Genomic DNA, 12,978 nt, shown 5'->3' with positions numbered 1-12,978 from the left:
CTGTAGCCCACCTTACAAAGAGCCGTCAAATATGGATATGTGATAAGTGCAATTATCGAGTGTCCATATTAGAGTTATTTTGTCCGATTTTCAAATTATTATGGCAGTTCGCTTTCCGATTTACTTGCAACTTGGCATATTCTCTTTCGAATAAATCTGAACCAAATCTTTTAATCAATTTTCCCGCGACATTCGTCCCATAGCGCTGCTGACGCCACTTTGTCGGACTATGGTAGGCGCCAACAGCCTGCCAATAATCACCCGTCACAGCGAGCCCAGATAAAAATATCCAACGTGCGGCCCGTACATTGAAACAGGCATCGTGGATCAACCAATGCCGTACATCCGACCCGCTATGGCGGAGGACTTTGGAAATCCGTCCCACCCACCAACTATTGACCTGCATCGGTCCCAAATCATAGCTGCCGTCTGTGTTCAAAATCTCGGCACCAATCCACCCACCTTCCTGATCGCGCAGGCCCCACAGCGTCCTTTCGAGCCATTCGTGTCCCGCCGCTGCCTGCCGAATACATTGTCCAATCTTCGTTTCGTGCGAAGCAGAGAGTATTGATTTGGCTTGTGCGGGCGCAGTTTGCGTCAGCATCAACATTACGAGCAACGCGACCCCAATACGGCAAGCGCTGATTGCCAATTTAACGGTCATGACCACCTCGATGATCACGCGATTGGGGTGGCGTATTGACATCAGATTGTCGTGATGCTGCTTGATCGATACTCTGCCGATGTTGATCGTCGGACTTGCCAAGCAATGACGTCAGCCACCCATCGAGCATTTGCGCAACCGACTGCGCGCGGCTAGCAAGACCCGCCGCCAGACTATCAGGCGGCGACTGTGATCGCCGCTCTCGCTCATCAAATATCCGCATCCTGCGCGCTTCTCGATCCGCCTGCTGTAGCACCCGCAGGTCTTCCCAGCGTTGCCCATGTCTGACCCCCCTGCCCTTGACGCTGTCCTTGTCGAGCCGACCGAGCGCTTCGAGCGCAGAGGTCTTGGTGCCAGAATTGCGTTCAAGCTTTTCGATCAGGCGATCCGCACTCTCAGTCCAAAGCTTCACTCCAAATCGCGCGCGGGTGATGGCCGTGTAATAATTCTTACCAGTGACCAGCGACGAACCTACCGGCGCGAGCACATAGACACGGTCATAGGTTTTTGACTGTGCGGAATAGACTGTTTCCGCATAGCCATGGTCCCAGTTCTTATGACGTGTAAGGTCAATTTCCTGAAGTCTGCCGTCACGATCCCATAAAATCGTCGCGGTTCGACCTGTGAGCTTCTCTACGGTCCCCCGGTCAGCATTTCGGATACCGAGCGCATGATCGACCAGACGCCACTGGATCCGATCGCCTTTGGCCAGATCACGATGCTCCTCATTGAAGATATTGACCCTTGACGTCCGACCCAGGCGTGGATCCCACAGTATCGTGCGGTCGTTTTCATCGGAAAGGCGGACCCGCTGTCGGCCTTTCCCGTCCTTGGTAATCCCAGCAACCCGATATTCCCTGTCCTGGGCGACACCAAGACCAATATTGTCGCGCGAGAAAAGCACGATCTGCCCGCGCCTGTAGAAGCGGGGCAAGCGCTTTTCCTGATCCGTCATCCCGGAAGGCGTCAGAACGGAAAAACTGGTATCTTGCCCGGCGAGCGCTTCTTCGGCCTTCAAAGCTTCGCGGATTTTGCCGTTGAGGATAAGACGGGTCGCATTTTCCAGCACCAATATGTTGGTCTTGGCGCGGCTCTTTGCACCAAGGCGCGTCCACTCGCCTACAAGCGCATGTGCCAGCTTTTCGGCGGTATCGCCACTTACCACCTTGTCGAGCGATGCCAGCGAAGCCCCATAATTCTCAAGCCGGGCCTGCGTCACTGCGACCTTCATAGGGCGTGTTTCCTGCCGAACCGATGCGGTCAGTTCTGCTTTGGGCAGCCCCAGGCGCTGCATGAGCCAGAAAGCCTTACCCTGCTCGATCGCACCGGTCTGCATATTATCGCCGAGCAGGATCAGGCGCGCGCCGGTCTTGCGACTGATCTCCAGCACCCGCATCGCCTGGCGGTTGCCAAGCTGCCCAGCCTCGTCAAGGATCAGGACATGGCGGTTATCGACATTGCGGCCACCACCCGCGATCAGGCTGGCCACGGTCCGCGATTCTATTCCCGCACTGTAACCCAGATTGGCGGCGGCCGAGGAGGTGGGCGCCAGCGCGAGCAGGGTCGTTTCAGGCCCGGCGCCTGCGTTCAATACCCTGACTAGCGTCGATTTGCCCGCGCCCGCAACGCCATGGACGCCGACCACGCGGTCAACCGTCGTGCCGATCATCACCAACGCCGCAGCCTGCTCGACGTTGAGACCATTTTCGTCAGCCAGATTTTGAAGTTTCTCGCCGGTTGCGATTGGCTTTGCATCATTGAGGGCGAGCGCGAGTTGATTCGAGAGCGCCAGTTCAAGCCGCGCGGTTCGACGCGAAGTGCGCCCGCGCGTATGAATTTCGTCGCCAGTTGGGTGGCGGGTTTCAAGCAGCCTTGCGCTGGCTTCATGCGCCCGCGCGAGGGGGCGGATATCTTCCAACCGTACTTCGCCGACATGAGAGGCAAGGCCGATACGCAACAGCTTGCCCAGATTATTGACCGCCTCGCGCCCCTCCGCCTGGCGCAGGCCAAAGAGCATGGCGCGCGCAGCGGTGGCGGGTTCGATACCAAGGCGGCGCTCCCCCTTCTGCTCGGCCGCCTCCTGTACGCCTTCGATAGCATCTTGGTGGACACCCAGGCGTGCTGACCAACGGCCGTGCAGCGCGTCCAGGGCAAGTTTTTCCTTGGGACCGCGCGTCTGGTAGAAGGACATGCGTCGGGCCGCCTGGCCCGCCAGCCCATTTTCTCTCGCATGCGCCTGGATCTGCTCCGCGCGCTGGGACATATGTTTGATGAGTTCTTTGGGTACGTCACCAATCTCGAACAGTCCCTTGCGCGGATCATAGTCGATTTCATAGCCAAGTTCTTTGAGCCGATGGGCCAGATCGTTGCGATAAACCTGCCCTGCAACCATCTGTTCTGAAAACATCGCCCGGGTTTCTAGGCTGGACATGGGCGTTCCGTCCCCCCGATTGGTCATGTTCATGATCACGACATGGGTATGGAGGTGGGGGTCTAGTTCGCGCGAGGCATGTTCGGTAAACCGGGCATAGATCAGACGCCCGGTGGTTTCATGAGTGATGTTGCCATCGACCCGGTGACGCAGCGTCGCATGCTCCTCCAAATAGGATAGCGCCACGCTCACCGCTTTTTCATGCGCGGCAATGACCCGTTCGTCACCAGCAACGAGCGCCATGATCGACACCGATTTGGGGGCATTCACTGCAAAGTCCCATCCTGGATGATGCTGGATCTTGCCTTCACCACGGCGGCGACCCAGCTGCTGCTCATCGACCTTCCCATCGAGCAAAGCCTGGAATGTCGAGGGATCGACCTTACCGTTCAGTCCAAGCTCCGCAGCGATGGCGCCACCCCATTGCGAATGTTCGTCGGCGCCTTTGGTGTAATAATCACCCACCATATAATAGCGGGTGAGATTGGTCGGTGTGCCCTTCAAGCGACGAGGATGGATCATGCCGGCGTCGCCCTGTTGCGAGCACCATCATGGCGCGCATGTTGGGAAAGGCGGAAGCCCGCGGGCTTACCAAAAAGCTCGAGCGGCGGCGGTACAGGCGGTGCGTGGCTTTCACCATCACTGACGCTCGCTATCACGGCTTTTGGCGCTGGCGTATCTACGCCGTTTCCCCCAAGATTTTCCTGTTCGGACGGAACTTGTGCAGTCGCATGGGGTCCCGATGACGCCTTGCGACGGGTCGGCCTAGCCCCTCGTTTCGGTGCAGTTTTTGTCAGTGCCCCTTCCCCATCCAGCTGCGGTGACAGCCGGACAGGCGGGGCGATCCGCTCTGCAAACGCGACAGCAATTGAGGGCAACTTATTATAGCTGTCGATAAAGCGCACCACCGGAAGACTGCGACCAAAACGCAGATAGCCGACGAGATTGGGAAGATTGGTAACCTCGGTATGCATGACCAGCGGCCGGGTCACTTGCATGCGCGACAGGTTTACCCCATCGCGCATATCGTTGACGCCGTAGGACATGCCCTCATTGGCTTCGACCTGTTCAACCTGTCCCAGATTTTCGCTGACATGTTTGGCGGTCGGGGTGTCATTGGCGCGCAGCGCTACCCAGGTCGAGCAATAGCCGGTGATGGCGGCTGCATCCTGGATACCATAGGTGGCTTCAAGCTGCGGATAGCTTTGAAACCCCAATATACCACATCCACCATATTTGCGGGCGCGCGCCAGAAAGTCGGAGAGCGAGGGCAGTTTCTGGAGTGATGGCAGTTCGTCGATCACACAGTAAAGACGCCGATCCTGGTCCGGCTCCAGGCTCATGATGGCGCTGATCGCGATGTCCAGCCAGACCGTTATCAGCGGACGAAGCGAGGGCAACTGGTCAGCCTTTACGGTAATGAACAGCCAGCTATCATCCTTTTCATTGGCGACCCAATCGCGGATCGACAGGCCATCATCTGTATCATCCAGATAGGAGAAGCTGCGCATAACCGAAGCGAGTTCCGCCTGGATGCCCGCTGAGGTTCGTTCCCCTTCGGTGGAAATAAAGGCCGACGCATCGGTTCCAGCTGCGAAAGCGGCCAGATCCTTGAGCTTGGACCGAAGCAGGGTGTCCAGCAGGATGGAAACCAGGGTCCGTTCCTGCCGCGCCAGCTTGCGCATGACGGCGACCAGCGTGCCGCGCGCCGCTTTCGCCCAGAAGGGATCGCCGGTCTTGTCGGGGATGGTCGATTCCGCAATCTGGTCATAATGATAGTCGCGCGGCACATCGACCCAGGGGGCCCAGGCATCAGCACGGGCATCGAGCGGGTTGAGGAGGATGTCGGTGCCTGGCCGGTAGAATTTCTCCACAAACGTACCCGCAGTGTCATATACGATAGCCCGGCGCTTCTTCTTGCGTACCCCGTCGAGCATCTTGATGATGAGGTTGGTCTTGCCTGTGCCAGGCGCGCCGCAGATGAGGATATGCTCTGGCTCGAATGCGTGAGGCACGGGAACGCCGCCGATGGCCAGGCTGCCGCGCTTCTGCCAGCGCAACGCCCGGCGTATCTGCCGCACGGTTCCAAAGCGCGCGCCGCGCAGGAACTGGTTCGACCCGAGCCCCCTGCCCATGCGGGTAAAATAGAACCAAGCCCAGAACAGCATAGCGAGGGCAAATAGACCCGAAAGCGCCGCCCCGTGCAGGAGATAGGTTTCGAAAGCGGCAAGCGTCTTATGGGCAATGCCGGAGTCCAGTATATCTCTGGGCGTCGTCCAATATTCGCGGCCAGCGGGTGTCTTGAACAATATGGGCGTGACGTTGCCAGGGACGGTATCGCCCATCACCATTGCCTGGCCGAGCTTCATCAGAACGAAGCGTTCATAGTCGGATGACTTCTCCAGCGCATACCAGATGATGCCGCCAATCCAGATGATGACACTGGCAAAAAAGGTCTGGTAGAAGACCTGCGTGGTCATGCGGACATTGTGGACGATCGCCTGTCCGCCACGCGTCCAGGACCCCAATGTATCATGCCGGAAAATGCTCATGGCCGATCCTGCTCAGGATCGAGCAGCCCCCTTTCCTTTAGCAGGCGTCGGGCATCAGCCAGTCCTGCTGCCAATATGTCAGGTGTGCGCGCGCCGATTGACTTGGCGAGAATCGCAAGGGTTTGAATAGCAGTCGCGTGCAGCTCATCCAGACGGGCATGATAGCCCGATGGATCGTCCCCTTCAAAGCGGTGCAGAATATCACGCAGATAGGCAGACGGGGTGCTGCCACTGCTATGAGCCTGATCGACCAGTCGGTCGAACAGAGTGTCATCGAGACGGATAGTTATTCTGGCCATGCGCAGATCCTGTTTCTGCGCCGACGGGTAGTGAAGCGTAGCTGTTATAGCAGATTCGTCGTCTTATCTCAATGCTATCGAGGTATGTTCGATGTCTGCCATGTCGGACAAATGATGACATGGGCGATCAAAGACTTAGCGTAGATCGACTGATCAGGCGTCATACCGGTATGACGATCAGTGACAAACTGTCCGACCGGTGTGACAGATATAAGCTACGGAAATTAGGGCGATTCGCGTTCGCAGCACCCGTGCGTACGGTGCATTACAAAACGGCCTCGTGCCGTGCGTCCTTCCTTCGCAGCGCGCTTGCCACTGCGCTGCCTCGTGCCGGAAGGCGCGGGGCTCCCCGCAGGGGTTTTTGTTCTTTTCTGCGGCACATCGCGCCACAGGCAAACGCACCCCAGCTGCAACATTTCCATTGCGATCATGATGCACTCCATCGATAAGAAACAGGTGGCGGGCAGGCCATCTGAAAGGAAGATGCCATGCCCAGAATGACCGAACGCGAACGCCTCGCTGACCTTGAAGCGCGACAGAGGAAAGTTGCGCAGGAGATCGGCCAGACCCGCCGCGCATTGCGCGGCAAATATGCCGCTATCGTCTCCGAACTGCCGATCGAATTTTTGACCGAACGCGAATTGCGCGACATTCTCACCCACGCGATTCGCGCTGGTGGCACAGCTTCTGTCGCTACGCTCAAGGCCCTGCCGCCCGCCACAATCGCACATAACCAACAACCCGACCCGCGCCCGCAGGGCGTCCCTGCGACGAGCACGGCGGAGCCGCGCGCAGGAGGCCGGGGTCGCTCAAAGGGCGACACCGCATCGCTCCGCGACGGACCCCTTGCGGGTCCCTGAGCGGGGCGACATATCCCGACGGTAAAAAACAGGAGGACCGGTCCGACAAACCCGAACCGATCCTCCTCACCCCTTCCCGTCAGGCCGCGCTGTGACGCTGCCCTGCTGAGCCGCTCCGCTGATCTGCAAGCCGGAAGAAGTGCGCGGGCACGCCTTTTGCGCGGACCAATCGTGCCAGATGGGACTGAAGCCCTGAGCCTTCGCACACCACCGCCTCGACCGGCTGCAGTGACAGGAGTTGCTCATTGCGGGCGAACCCGGCCCTTTGTCCCAGCTTGCGGTTGAGGGTGAACGCAATGAGTGGTGTACCGCTGCGTGCCGCCCAGGATGCCGCGATCGCATCGCATCCCTTGTCCTGCGCGCTCGTCGCCAGCACCATTGTCGGAATGCGCTCACGTATCGCATCAAGGGTCGTAGTGATCTGGTCATGATCCTCCCAGGCTTGCCCACCGGAGAATATGACGATCGGTCCCTTTGGGGAATGGCTTGCGGCCTTTTTCTCCCTGCGAGCGGCCAGGAAGTCCTGGGCGGCAACCACCGAGGCTGTGCGCTTGCTCGACACCAGCGATCCCCGCGGTGAAGACCAGGGTCGCCCGGTTTCGTTATGATAACTTCCTGCGGCATGGTCGCGCATGCAAGCCACCGCATCGCGCGCTTGGTCGAGGGACTGGCAGATGGTTTGCGCTTCCTCCAGCTGCGCCATCAGCACCTCGCTGCCGTCGGCATCGCGGATCAGATCCCGGACCTTGAGCGCTGCCTTGTCCGCCTCGCCATCGAGCTGTCCTGCAACCTTGTGGAAGCTGTGCACGATCCCCCAGGCGATCCGCCCAGCCATGCTTTCAAGCCTTGTGTCTCGCAGGACGTCAAACAGGGTACAGATCATCAGTTCGGTCGCCTGCTGCACCTGCCAGGGATCGGGCATCCCGGCATCGCTCTCCTCTTCTACATGCCCCATGCGGAAACCGTCGATCGTCTCGGTAAAAGCCTGGCTGAAGCGGTCGGACACCTGCCCTGTTTCGAGCGCCAGCAGGTCGGCAATTTCGGGGAAAGAACGGATGGTACGGAAAATCCTTGTCATGAAAACCTCCTCTTTACAGTTTGAGATTTTCTCTTCGGCACGGGCTCCGAGCACCGGGGTCAAGGATCGGGCGTAGCCCGACCGCGCAGCGGCGGTGGGGGTCACGATTTTTTCTGGCGGCCACTCAGGCTGGATCTACAGACACAGGTCAGACCCGCCGGAAAAAATGGTGGGGCCCCGCCGTCCTTGAGGCCGGTGCTGACCCCGTGCCACACTAAAAAGAGTTGAGAGAAGAGAGGAGGCTCCCGAATCTGGGGCTCGATGCCCCTGATTCGGGAATGGATCCTGGGATGACCTGGCGATATTACGCCATCAGCAAACCCCGTTTGAACATAAACACTGCCGGGGCATCGCGCCTAAATATGCCAAAGTTCAGGCCGCCGCCGCGGTGATAGCAAAGGGATCGACCAGGCTATGGATAGGCTGCGCTCGTCCCATCCATGGTTCGGGCTTGATGGCGCGAACCCAATCGGCAAAGGAAGGAATAAATCCCAGATCCTCGATGACATGCTGTTCGGCGATCAGGCGCACGGGAACAATGCGGCCGGTTGAAAGGGTGATCGTTGGTCCGAAAAAATGCTCCGCCATGAAAATGCCTTCGGCATGATGGCGCAGGCTTCGGTGCCGATAGTCAGCGATGATGAGTTTGGACGGCTCGTCGAACCATTGGTGAAGAGGCAGGAAATCTTCGGCCTCGCCGCCCCATTTGCGTACGCTCGAAAGCGCATGATGATAGCAATGTCCCATGATCCGCTCCTTTAGAAATGGTGGGTAAATTCTTCCGTGGCGGTATAGCGGTCATAATGGTCGAGCCGGATCGTTCCTGCGGCAACATCGAAGGTAAATTCACCAAAGGCCCCGTCTCCATTTTCCCAGCCCGGATGGGCTGAACCCAGTAAATGATAAGTGACATTTTCCAGGGCCTGGCCCAGCGGGACCGTTTCGGATTTGGGGATATGCTCGCCCCAAGGCAGGACCAGCATGTTCACCGGCGTATCGGTTATCGGAAGGCTGATGCCCTGTGCATCGCGCGCTTCCATCTCTTCGATCTGGCCGCTATCGCCCGATCCATCGAAACGGATCAGCACCATGGCCATGCCAGCAGCCGCCAATATTGCGAAAATATTGGTCTTGTTCACCGGCAGAAGCTGCGCCTCCTGCGCCTCCCGACGCGCCCATCTGGCCATGATGTCGTCTACCTCTACAGGCGACACAGACGCATCGCCCCGTTCTGATCCTTCTTCCATGCGCAGGCTCCTTCACAGCTACGCGATGATCCTGTCATCGCGCCACATCCCCCCTCCTCCGCTCCTATCCTGGGGCCGCAAGCTTGCAGTCGCGCACTTGAGAGCAATGCCCCAACACTCGCCTTAGACGCCTGCCCGCCACGCGCGCAGATCTGCGATCAGAATGTTTCAGGATTTCCCGGTGGCACATAGGCGAGGTAGGGATCGCCTTCACACAGATGCCCGAAAGGCGTCATGATATAAGCCTCTCCATCCCGTCCAACCGCGCACAGAACATATTTTGGTTCGCCCGTGACGGAATCGGTACATTCCATCAGCGCAAGATTGCCGTCTTCCGCTGCCCGCAGCAGCATTTGAAAATTGCGACTATGATAATCTGGTATCGCCATACTGGCCTCCCCAAAAAAGGGGACGGTCGCTCATGCGCCGTCCCCGGTTTAGTAGATTGGACGATCAGGCAGCGGCGCTGCGCCGGCGCATAGCGCCAGGCCTGCCCACGGCCTCAGCCGGGGCCTGATCCGCCTTGCGGAAGGCATGGATCGGAATGCCCGCCTTGCGCAGCGCCTGGTAGAGATTGGCCTGAATGCCCGATCCTTCGCCCAGCACCGCTTCGACGGGTTTCAGTTCCACCATCTTGCGGTTGCGCAGGAACGGGGCTTTGCGACCGGACCCCGCCAGAGTGTAGGCGACCAGCGGCACGCCGCGGTCACCCGCCCAGGCCGCGACTATCGCGTCGAACCCCTTGCGCTGCGCGGTCGTCACCAGCGTCATGTGCGGCACCCGCTTGCGAACCAGATCGAGCCGGTCCCATATCGGTTGCCAGTCATGCCAGTCGGCATGGCCGGAGGCGACCACAATCGGGCCTTTGGGCAGATAACGCTCACGCGCAGCCAGATCGCGGGCGCGCATGAAATCCTGCACTGCGATCTGGGTGGCGCTGGATGCAGGCGACGCCCGCGTCCCCCGGGAGGGCGACCAGGGCCAGCCCGACTGGGCGCTATACATATGGGCGGCATAGTCGCGCATACATTCGATCGCTTCGCGCTGTTCGGTGGTCGACTGGCACAGCAACTGCCGTTCTTCCAGCTCGCTGTTGAAGACTTCGGAAAGATCGGGCCGCCGCAGCATGTCGCGTAGTTCATCGACCAGCGCGTCCTCGCGCCGCTCTAGTCTGGACGCCACGAAATGGAAGCTGTTGACGAACCCCCAGGCGATCTCGGCGGCCAGCGGTTCGAGCCGGGTACCAGAAAACAGGTCGAAGATGGTGGCAATGACGGCCCCGCATTCGGCCTGCGCGGCAAGCGGTTCGGGCATGTCATGTTCGCCTGGGCTTTCGCCCGGCTCAATGATGCTGAGCGGAATCGGATCGCCAAAGGCCCGCTGAAAGTCGGGACTGGCGGTGATGGCGGCATAGAGTGTTTTAAGATCAGCAAAGCTGTCGACGCTGCGGGCATTATCCTGGGACATGGATTGTCTCCTGGGTGATGGCATGACAAAAAAATGGCCGGAGAAGCGAATGCTTCCCCGGCCACAGTGCGGATGATCAGCCGTTCAGCCGTTCAAAGTCGGCTTGCCTGTCGAACCCCGCGTCGGTACCGGCCAGCGATCCGTCCATGTCAGCGGTGCTACCGCCAAAGCCGCTATCCTCTGCCCGATCATAGCCAGCGTCACCGCCACCCATCCGGTCATAATTGGCGGCGCCAAAGCCAGTCCCGCCAAAGTCCGAACGCAGCGTGTCACGCCGCCAGGCGATCGAATAGCCGCCATTGTCGGTCGGGAAAAAGGCCACCGGCAGCGGTTCGGGCAGGCTGGGATCATCGATATTGCCGGCGAGGAATATTTCGCCCGACTTTTTGGCCACCGCTTCCCACAACGCACCGACCTGCACCCAGCGCCGTGCGACGTTGAGCGCGAGGATTTCATAGACCGGCGCACGGGGGTTCTGGCTGTCGACCTTGCGCAGGCCGATGCGGGGGAGATCGATGGTGCGGGTGGCGACACGGCCTTCCAGACGACCATTGACGATACGAACTTCTCCGATGTTCATTGACTTAACCTTTCCAGATAATCGCTCGAAACCCATTTCCGGCGACAATCTTTTCAGATCCTCCTCTCCTCTGATCCTGCCCTCGCCCCCTGCGCCACTGGTAGCGGCGACCCGCTGCCTTTCCGCCTTATGCCCCCAAGGCCCCACGCCCCACCGCGCCTTCTTTTTGGTCAAACCCCCTCCCCACGCGGCAGGGATGTGCGCCCGTCAGGGCCAAGACCCGCGCAGCGGGGCTTGGGGCGCAAGCCCGCCAGCCCGGTGCCCGCGCACCGCGCGGGCAGCCGCCCGTTCCCAGTTCCGATATCATTCCACTCTTGACGCCCATCGTTCCGGGACGACAGAAATGGCGCATGGCCACATCCAAAACCCTCAATCAGACCAACCTTGAAGCGCTTGGTGCCCAGCGCCTGGCGCAGTTGCTGCTGGAGCTTGTGACGGGGGACGCGCAGGCCAAGCGGCGGTTGCGGCTGGAGCTGGCCAGCGTGCGTGGCAGCGGGGATGTTGCCGGCGAGATCGGCAAGCGGCTTGCGACCATCGCCAAGGCGAAAGCCTTTGTCGACTGGCACAAGGTCAAGCTGCTGGCAGCGGACATAGAGACGCAACGGAGAGCGATCATGGATCATGTTGCCCCCCATGATCCGGCGACGGCGTTGGATCTGCTCTGGAAGCTGGTTGCCCTGGCAAGGCCGGTGTTCGATCGCTGTGATGATAGCAGCGGCCAGATCGGCACGATATTCGCCACTGCGTTACCCGATCTTGCGCCCTTGGCCGCGGCAGCGAAAATGCCAACCGCCCGGCTAGCGGACAGGGTATTCGATAGCGTCTGCGACAATGGCTATGGCCAGTTTGACCGACTCATCTTCCTGATGGCGCCTGTTCTGGCGGAAGGCGGCCTCCGCTTGCTCAAGACCAGGTTCGAGGCGATGGCGACAAACCCTCCGAAACGCCAGGCGCAGGCCGAGCGGCAGGTCATCGGCTATGGGTCAGGCGGCGTCCTCTACGAGGATGATATGGAGATCCGGCGTCACGCCCGCACGGTCCAGACTGCGCTGCTGGACATTGCCGATGCGCTGGGTGATGTGGATGCTTTCATAGCCCAATATCCCGTCGAACAGCGCGACAATCCCGCCATCGCCGCGGCGATAGCCGAGCGCTTGGGCGACGCGGGCCGGACGGACGAGGCGATGGCGGCTATCGAGCACGCGCAGGCCGTACGGCAGAAAGGTGGCCACTGGCCGGATTGGGACCGGGTGCGGATCGCTATCCTCGATTCCCTGGGCCGCACCGACGAGGCGCAGACCGAACGATGGGATAGGTTCGCCAAGGCGCTCGACGCGCAATATCTGCGGGCCTATCTCAAACGCCTGCCCGATTTTGACGATCTCGACGCGGAGAAGAAGGCGCTGGCCCATGTCCGCGCTTTCCCGTCCTTATCCCATGCCCTGCATTTCCTGCTCGCCTGGCCTGATATCGAGGGCGCGGCAGCTATGGTGCTGGCGCGCGCTGACGAGCTGGATGGCGATCCGTATGAACTGCTCAACCATGCTGCCGAAGCACTGGAAAGCCGCCATCCGCTGGCGGCCACATTGGCGCTTCGCGCGATGGTCGATTTCGCGCTGGAACGGGCGCGGGTCAAACGGTATCCGCATGCCGCCCGCCATCTGGAAAGCTGCGCGCATCTTGCCCGCAGGATCGACGATTATGGCGACCATCCCAACCATGAAACATATGTGGCCTCGCTCCAGGCGCAGCATGGACGCAAACGGGGTTTCTGGGAGGGCTGAACGCAGACCATTTCTG

At 59.9% G+C, this 12,978-nt stretch carries 12 protein-coding genes; 2 read left to right on the top strand and 10 right to left on the bottom strand.

Annotation, left to right across the window (positions count from 1 at the left end; translation table 11 throughout):
* Positions 1-52 precede the first annotated feature (52 nt).
* The 4 genes from SPBM01_RS13665 to SPBM01_RS13650 are packed head-to-tail and all read right to left on the bottom strand — an operon-like array spanning position 53 to position 5,946.
* Positions 53-664: a lytic transglycosylase domain-containing protein gene (locus tag SPBM01_RS13665; protein WP_223177699.1), complete on the bottom strand. Its 612-nt coding sequence runs from the start codon at positions 662-664 to the stop codon at positions 53-55.
* A complete protein-coding gene (mobF, locus tag SPBM01_RS13660) occupies positions 654-3,617 on the bottom strand; it encodes a MobF family relaxase (RefSeq protein WP_188062302.1) in 2,964 nt (987 codons plus the stop codon). The genes SPBM01_RS13665 and mobF overlap by 11 nt, the downstream gene beginning before the upstream one ends.
* A complete protein-coding gene (locus SPBM01_RS13655; RefSeq protein WP_188062301.1) occupies positions 3,614-5,647 on the bottom strand; it encodes a type IV secretion system DNA-binding domain-containing protein in 2,034 nt (677 codons plus the stop codon). The genes mobF and SPBM01_RS13655 overlap by 4 nt, the downstream gene beginning before the upstream one ends.
* Complete coding sequence (locus SPBM01_RS13650; protein WP_188062300.1) at positions 5,644-5,946, bottom strand: hypothetical protein; 303 nt, start codon at positions 5,944-5,946, stop codon at positions 5,644-5,646. The genes SPBM01_RS13655 and SPBM01_RS13650 overlap by 4 nt, the downstream gene beginning before the upstream one ends.
* A 488-nt stretch (positions 5,947-6,434) precedes the next feature.
* Between SPBM01_RS13650 and SPBM01_RS21940 the strand changes: the two genes are divergently transcribed.
* Complete coding sequence (locus SPBM01_RS21940) at positions 6,435-6,806, top strand: hypothetical protein (RefSeq protein WP_235209620.1); 372 nt, start codon at positions 6,435-6,437, stop codon at positions 6,804-6,806.
* A gap of 79 nt (positions 6,807-6,885) precedes the next feature.
* Here the strand turns inward: SPBM01_RS21940 and SPBM01_RS13640 are convergent, their stop codons facing one another.
* The 6 genes from SPBM01_RS13640 to SPBM01_RS13615 all read right to left on the bottom strand — a co-directional run bounded on the left by SPBM01_RS13640 (position 6,886) and on the right by SPBM01_RS13615 (position 11,178).
* Positions 6,886-7,884, bottom strand: a complete 999-nt coding sequence (locus SPBM01_RS13640) for a DUF2493 domain-containing protein (RefSeq protein WP_188062299.1) — start codon at positions 7,882-7,884, stop codon at positions 6,886-6,888.
* Positions 7,885-8,256: 372 nt separating this feature from the next.
* Positions 8,257-8,631 carry a DUF6915 family protein gene (locus tag SPBM01_RS13635; RefSeq protein WP_043150414.1) on the bottom strand — a complete coding sequence of 125 codons (375 nt, stop codon included), beginning with the start codon at positions 8,629-8,631 and terminating at the stop codon, positions 8,257-8,259.
* Between the two features lie 11 nt (positions 8,632-8,642).
* Positions 8,643-9,131: a DUF6878 family protein gene (locus tag SPBM01_RS13630; RefSeq protein WP_188062298.1), complete on the bottom strand. Its 489-nt coding sequence runs from the start codon at positions 9,129-9,131 to the stop codon at positions 8,643-8,645.
* Between the two features lie 158 nt (positions 9,132-9,289).
* Entirely contained in the window at positions 9,290-9,520 is a 231-nt protein-coding gene (locus SPBM01_RS13625; RefSeq protein ID WP_188062297.1) for a DUF6117 family protein, read from the bottom strand.
* Between the two features lie 64 nt (positions 9,521-9,584).
* Positions 9,585-10,598, bottom strand: a complete 1,014-nt coding sequence (locus tag SPBM01_RS13620) for a DUF2493 domain-containing protein (protein ID WP_188062296.1) — start codon at positions 10,596-10,598, stop codon at positions 9,585-9,587.
* Positions 10,599-10,674: 76 nt separating this feature from the next.
* Positions 10,675-11,178: a DUF736 domain-containing protein gene (locus SPBM01_RS13615; RefSeq protein ID WP_188062295.1), complete on the bottom strand. Its 504-nt coding sequence runs from the start codon at positions 11,176-11,178 to the stop codon at positions 10,675-10,677.
* Between the two features lie 350 nt (positions 11,179-11,528).
* Here SPBM01_RS13615 and SPBM01_RS13610 point away from each other — a divergent pair, with 350 nt between their 5' ends.
* Positions 11,529-12,962: a DUF6880 family protein gene (locus tag SPBM01_RS13610; RefSeq protein ID WP_188062294.1), complete on the top strand. Its 1,434-nt coding sequence runs from the start codon at positions 11,529-11,531 to the stop codon at positions 12,960-12,962.
* The last annotated feature ends 16 nt before the right edge of the window (positions 12,963-12,978 follow it).

Source organism: Sphingobium sp. KCTC 72723 (genome assembly GCF_014280435.1).
In the GTDB taxonomy this organism is placed as follows: Bacteria; Pseudomonadota; Alphaproteobacteria; order Sphingomonadales; family Sphingomonadaceae; genus Sphingobium.
This window is presented reverse-complemented; position numbering and strand designations above follow the sequence as displayed.

Coding starts and splice junctions, on each gene's coding strand:
- SPBM01_RS13665 (WP_223177699.1), bottom strand. CDS start 664: ATGACCGTTAAATTGGCAATCAGCGCTTGCCGTATTGGGGTCGCGTTG.
- mobF (WP_188062302.1), bottom strand. CDS start 3,617: ATGATCCATCCTCGTCGCTTGAAGGGCACACCGACCAATCTCACCCGC.
- SPBM01_RS13655 (WP_188062301.1), bottom strand. CDS start 5,647: ATGAGCATTTTCCGGCATGATACATTGGGGTCCTGGACGCGTGGCGGA.
- SPBM01_RS13650 (WP_188062300.1), bottom strand. CDS start 5,946: ATGGCCAGAATAACTATCCGTCTCGATGACACTCTGTTCGACCGACTG.
- SPBM01_RS21940 (WP_235209620.1), top strand. CDS start 6,435: ATGCCCAGAATGACCGAACGCGAACGCCTCGCTGACCTTGAAGCGCGA.
- SPBM01_RS13640 (WP_188062299.1), bottom strand. CDS start 7,884: ATGACAAGGATTTTCCGTACCATCCGTTCTTTCCCCGAAATTGCCGAC.
- SPBM01_RS13635 (WP_043150414.1), bottom strand. CDS start 8,631: ATGGGACATTGCTATCATCATGCGCTTTCGAGCGTACGCAAATGGGGC.
- SPBM01_RS13630 (WP_188062298.1), bottom strand. CDS start 9,131: ATGGAAGAAGGATCAGAACGGGGCGATGCGTCTGTGTCGCCTGTAGAG.
- SPBM01_RS13625 (WP_188062297.1), bottom strand. CDS start 9,520: ATGGCGATACCAGATTATCATAGTCGCAATTTTCAAATGCTGCTGCGG.
- SPBM01_RS13620 (WP_188062296.1), bottom strand. CDS start 10,598: ATGTCCCAGGATAATGCCCGCAGCGTCGACAGCTTTGCTGATCTTAAA.
- SPBM01_RS13615 (WP_188062295.1), bottom strand. CDS start 11,178: ATGAACATCGGAGAAGTTCGTATCGTCAATGGTCGTCTGGAAGGCCGT.
- SPBM01_RS13610 (WP_188062294.1), top strand. CDS start 11,529: ATGGCCACATCCAAAACCCTCAATCAGACCAACCTTGAAGCGCTTGGT.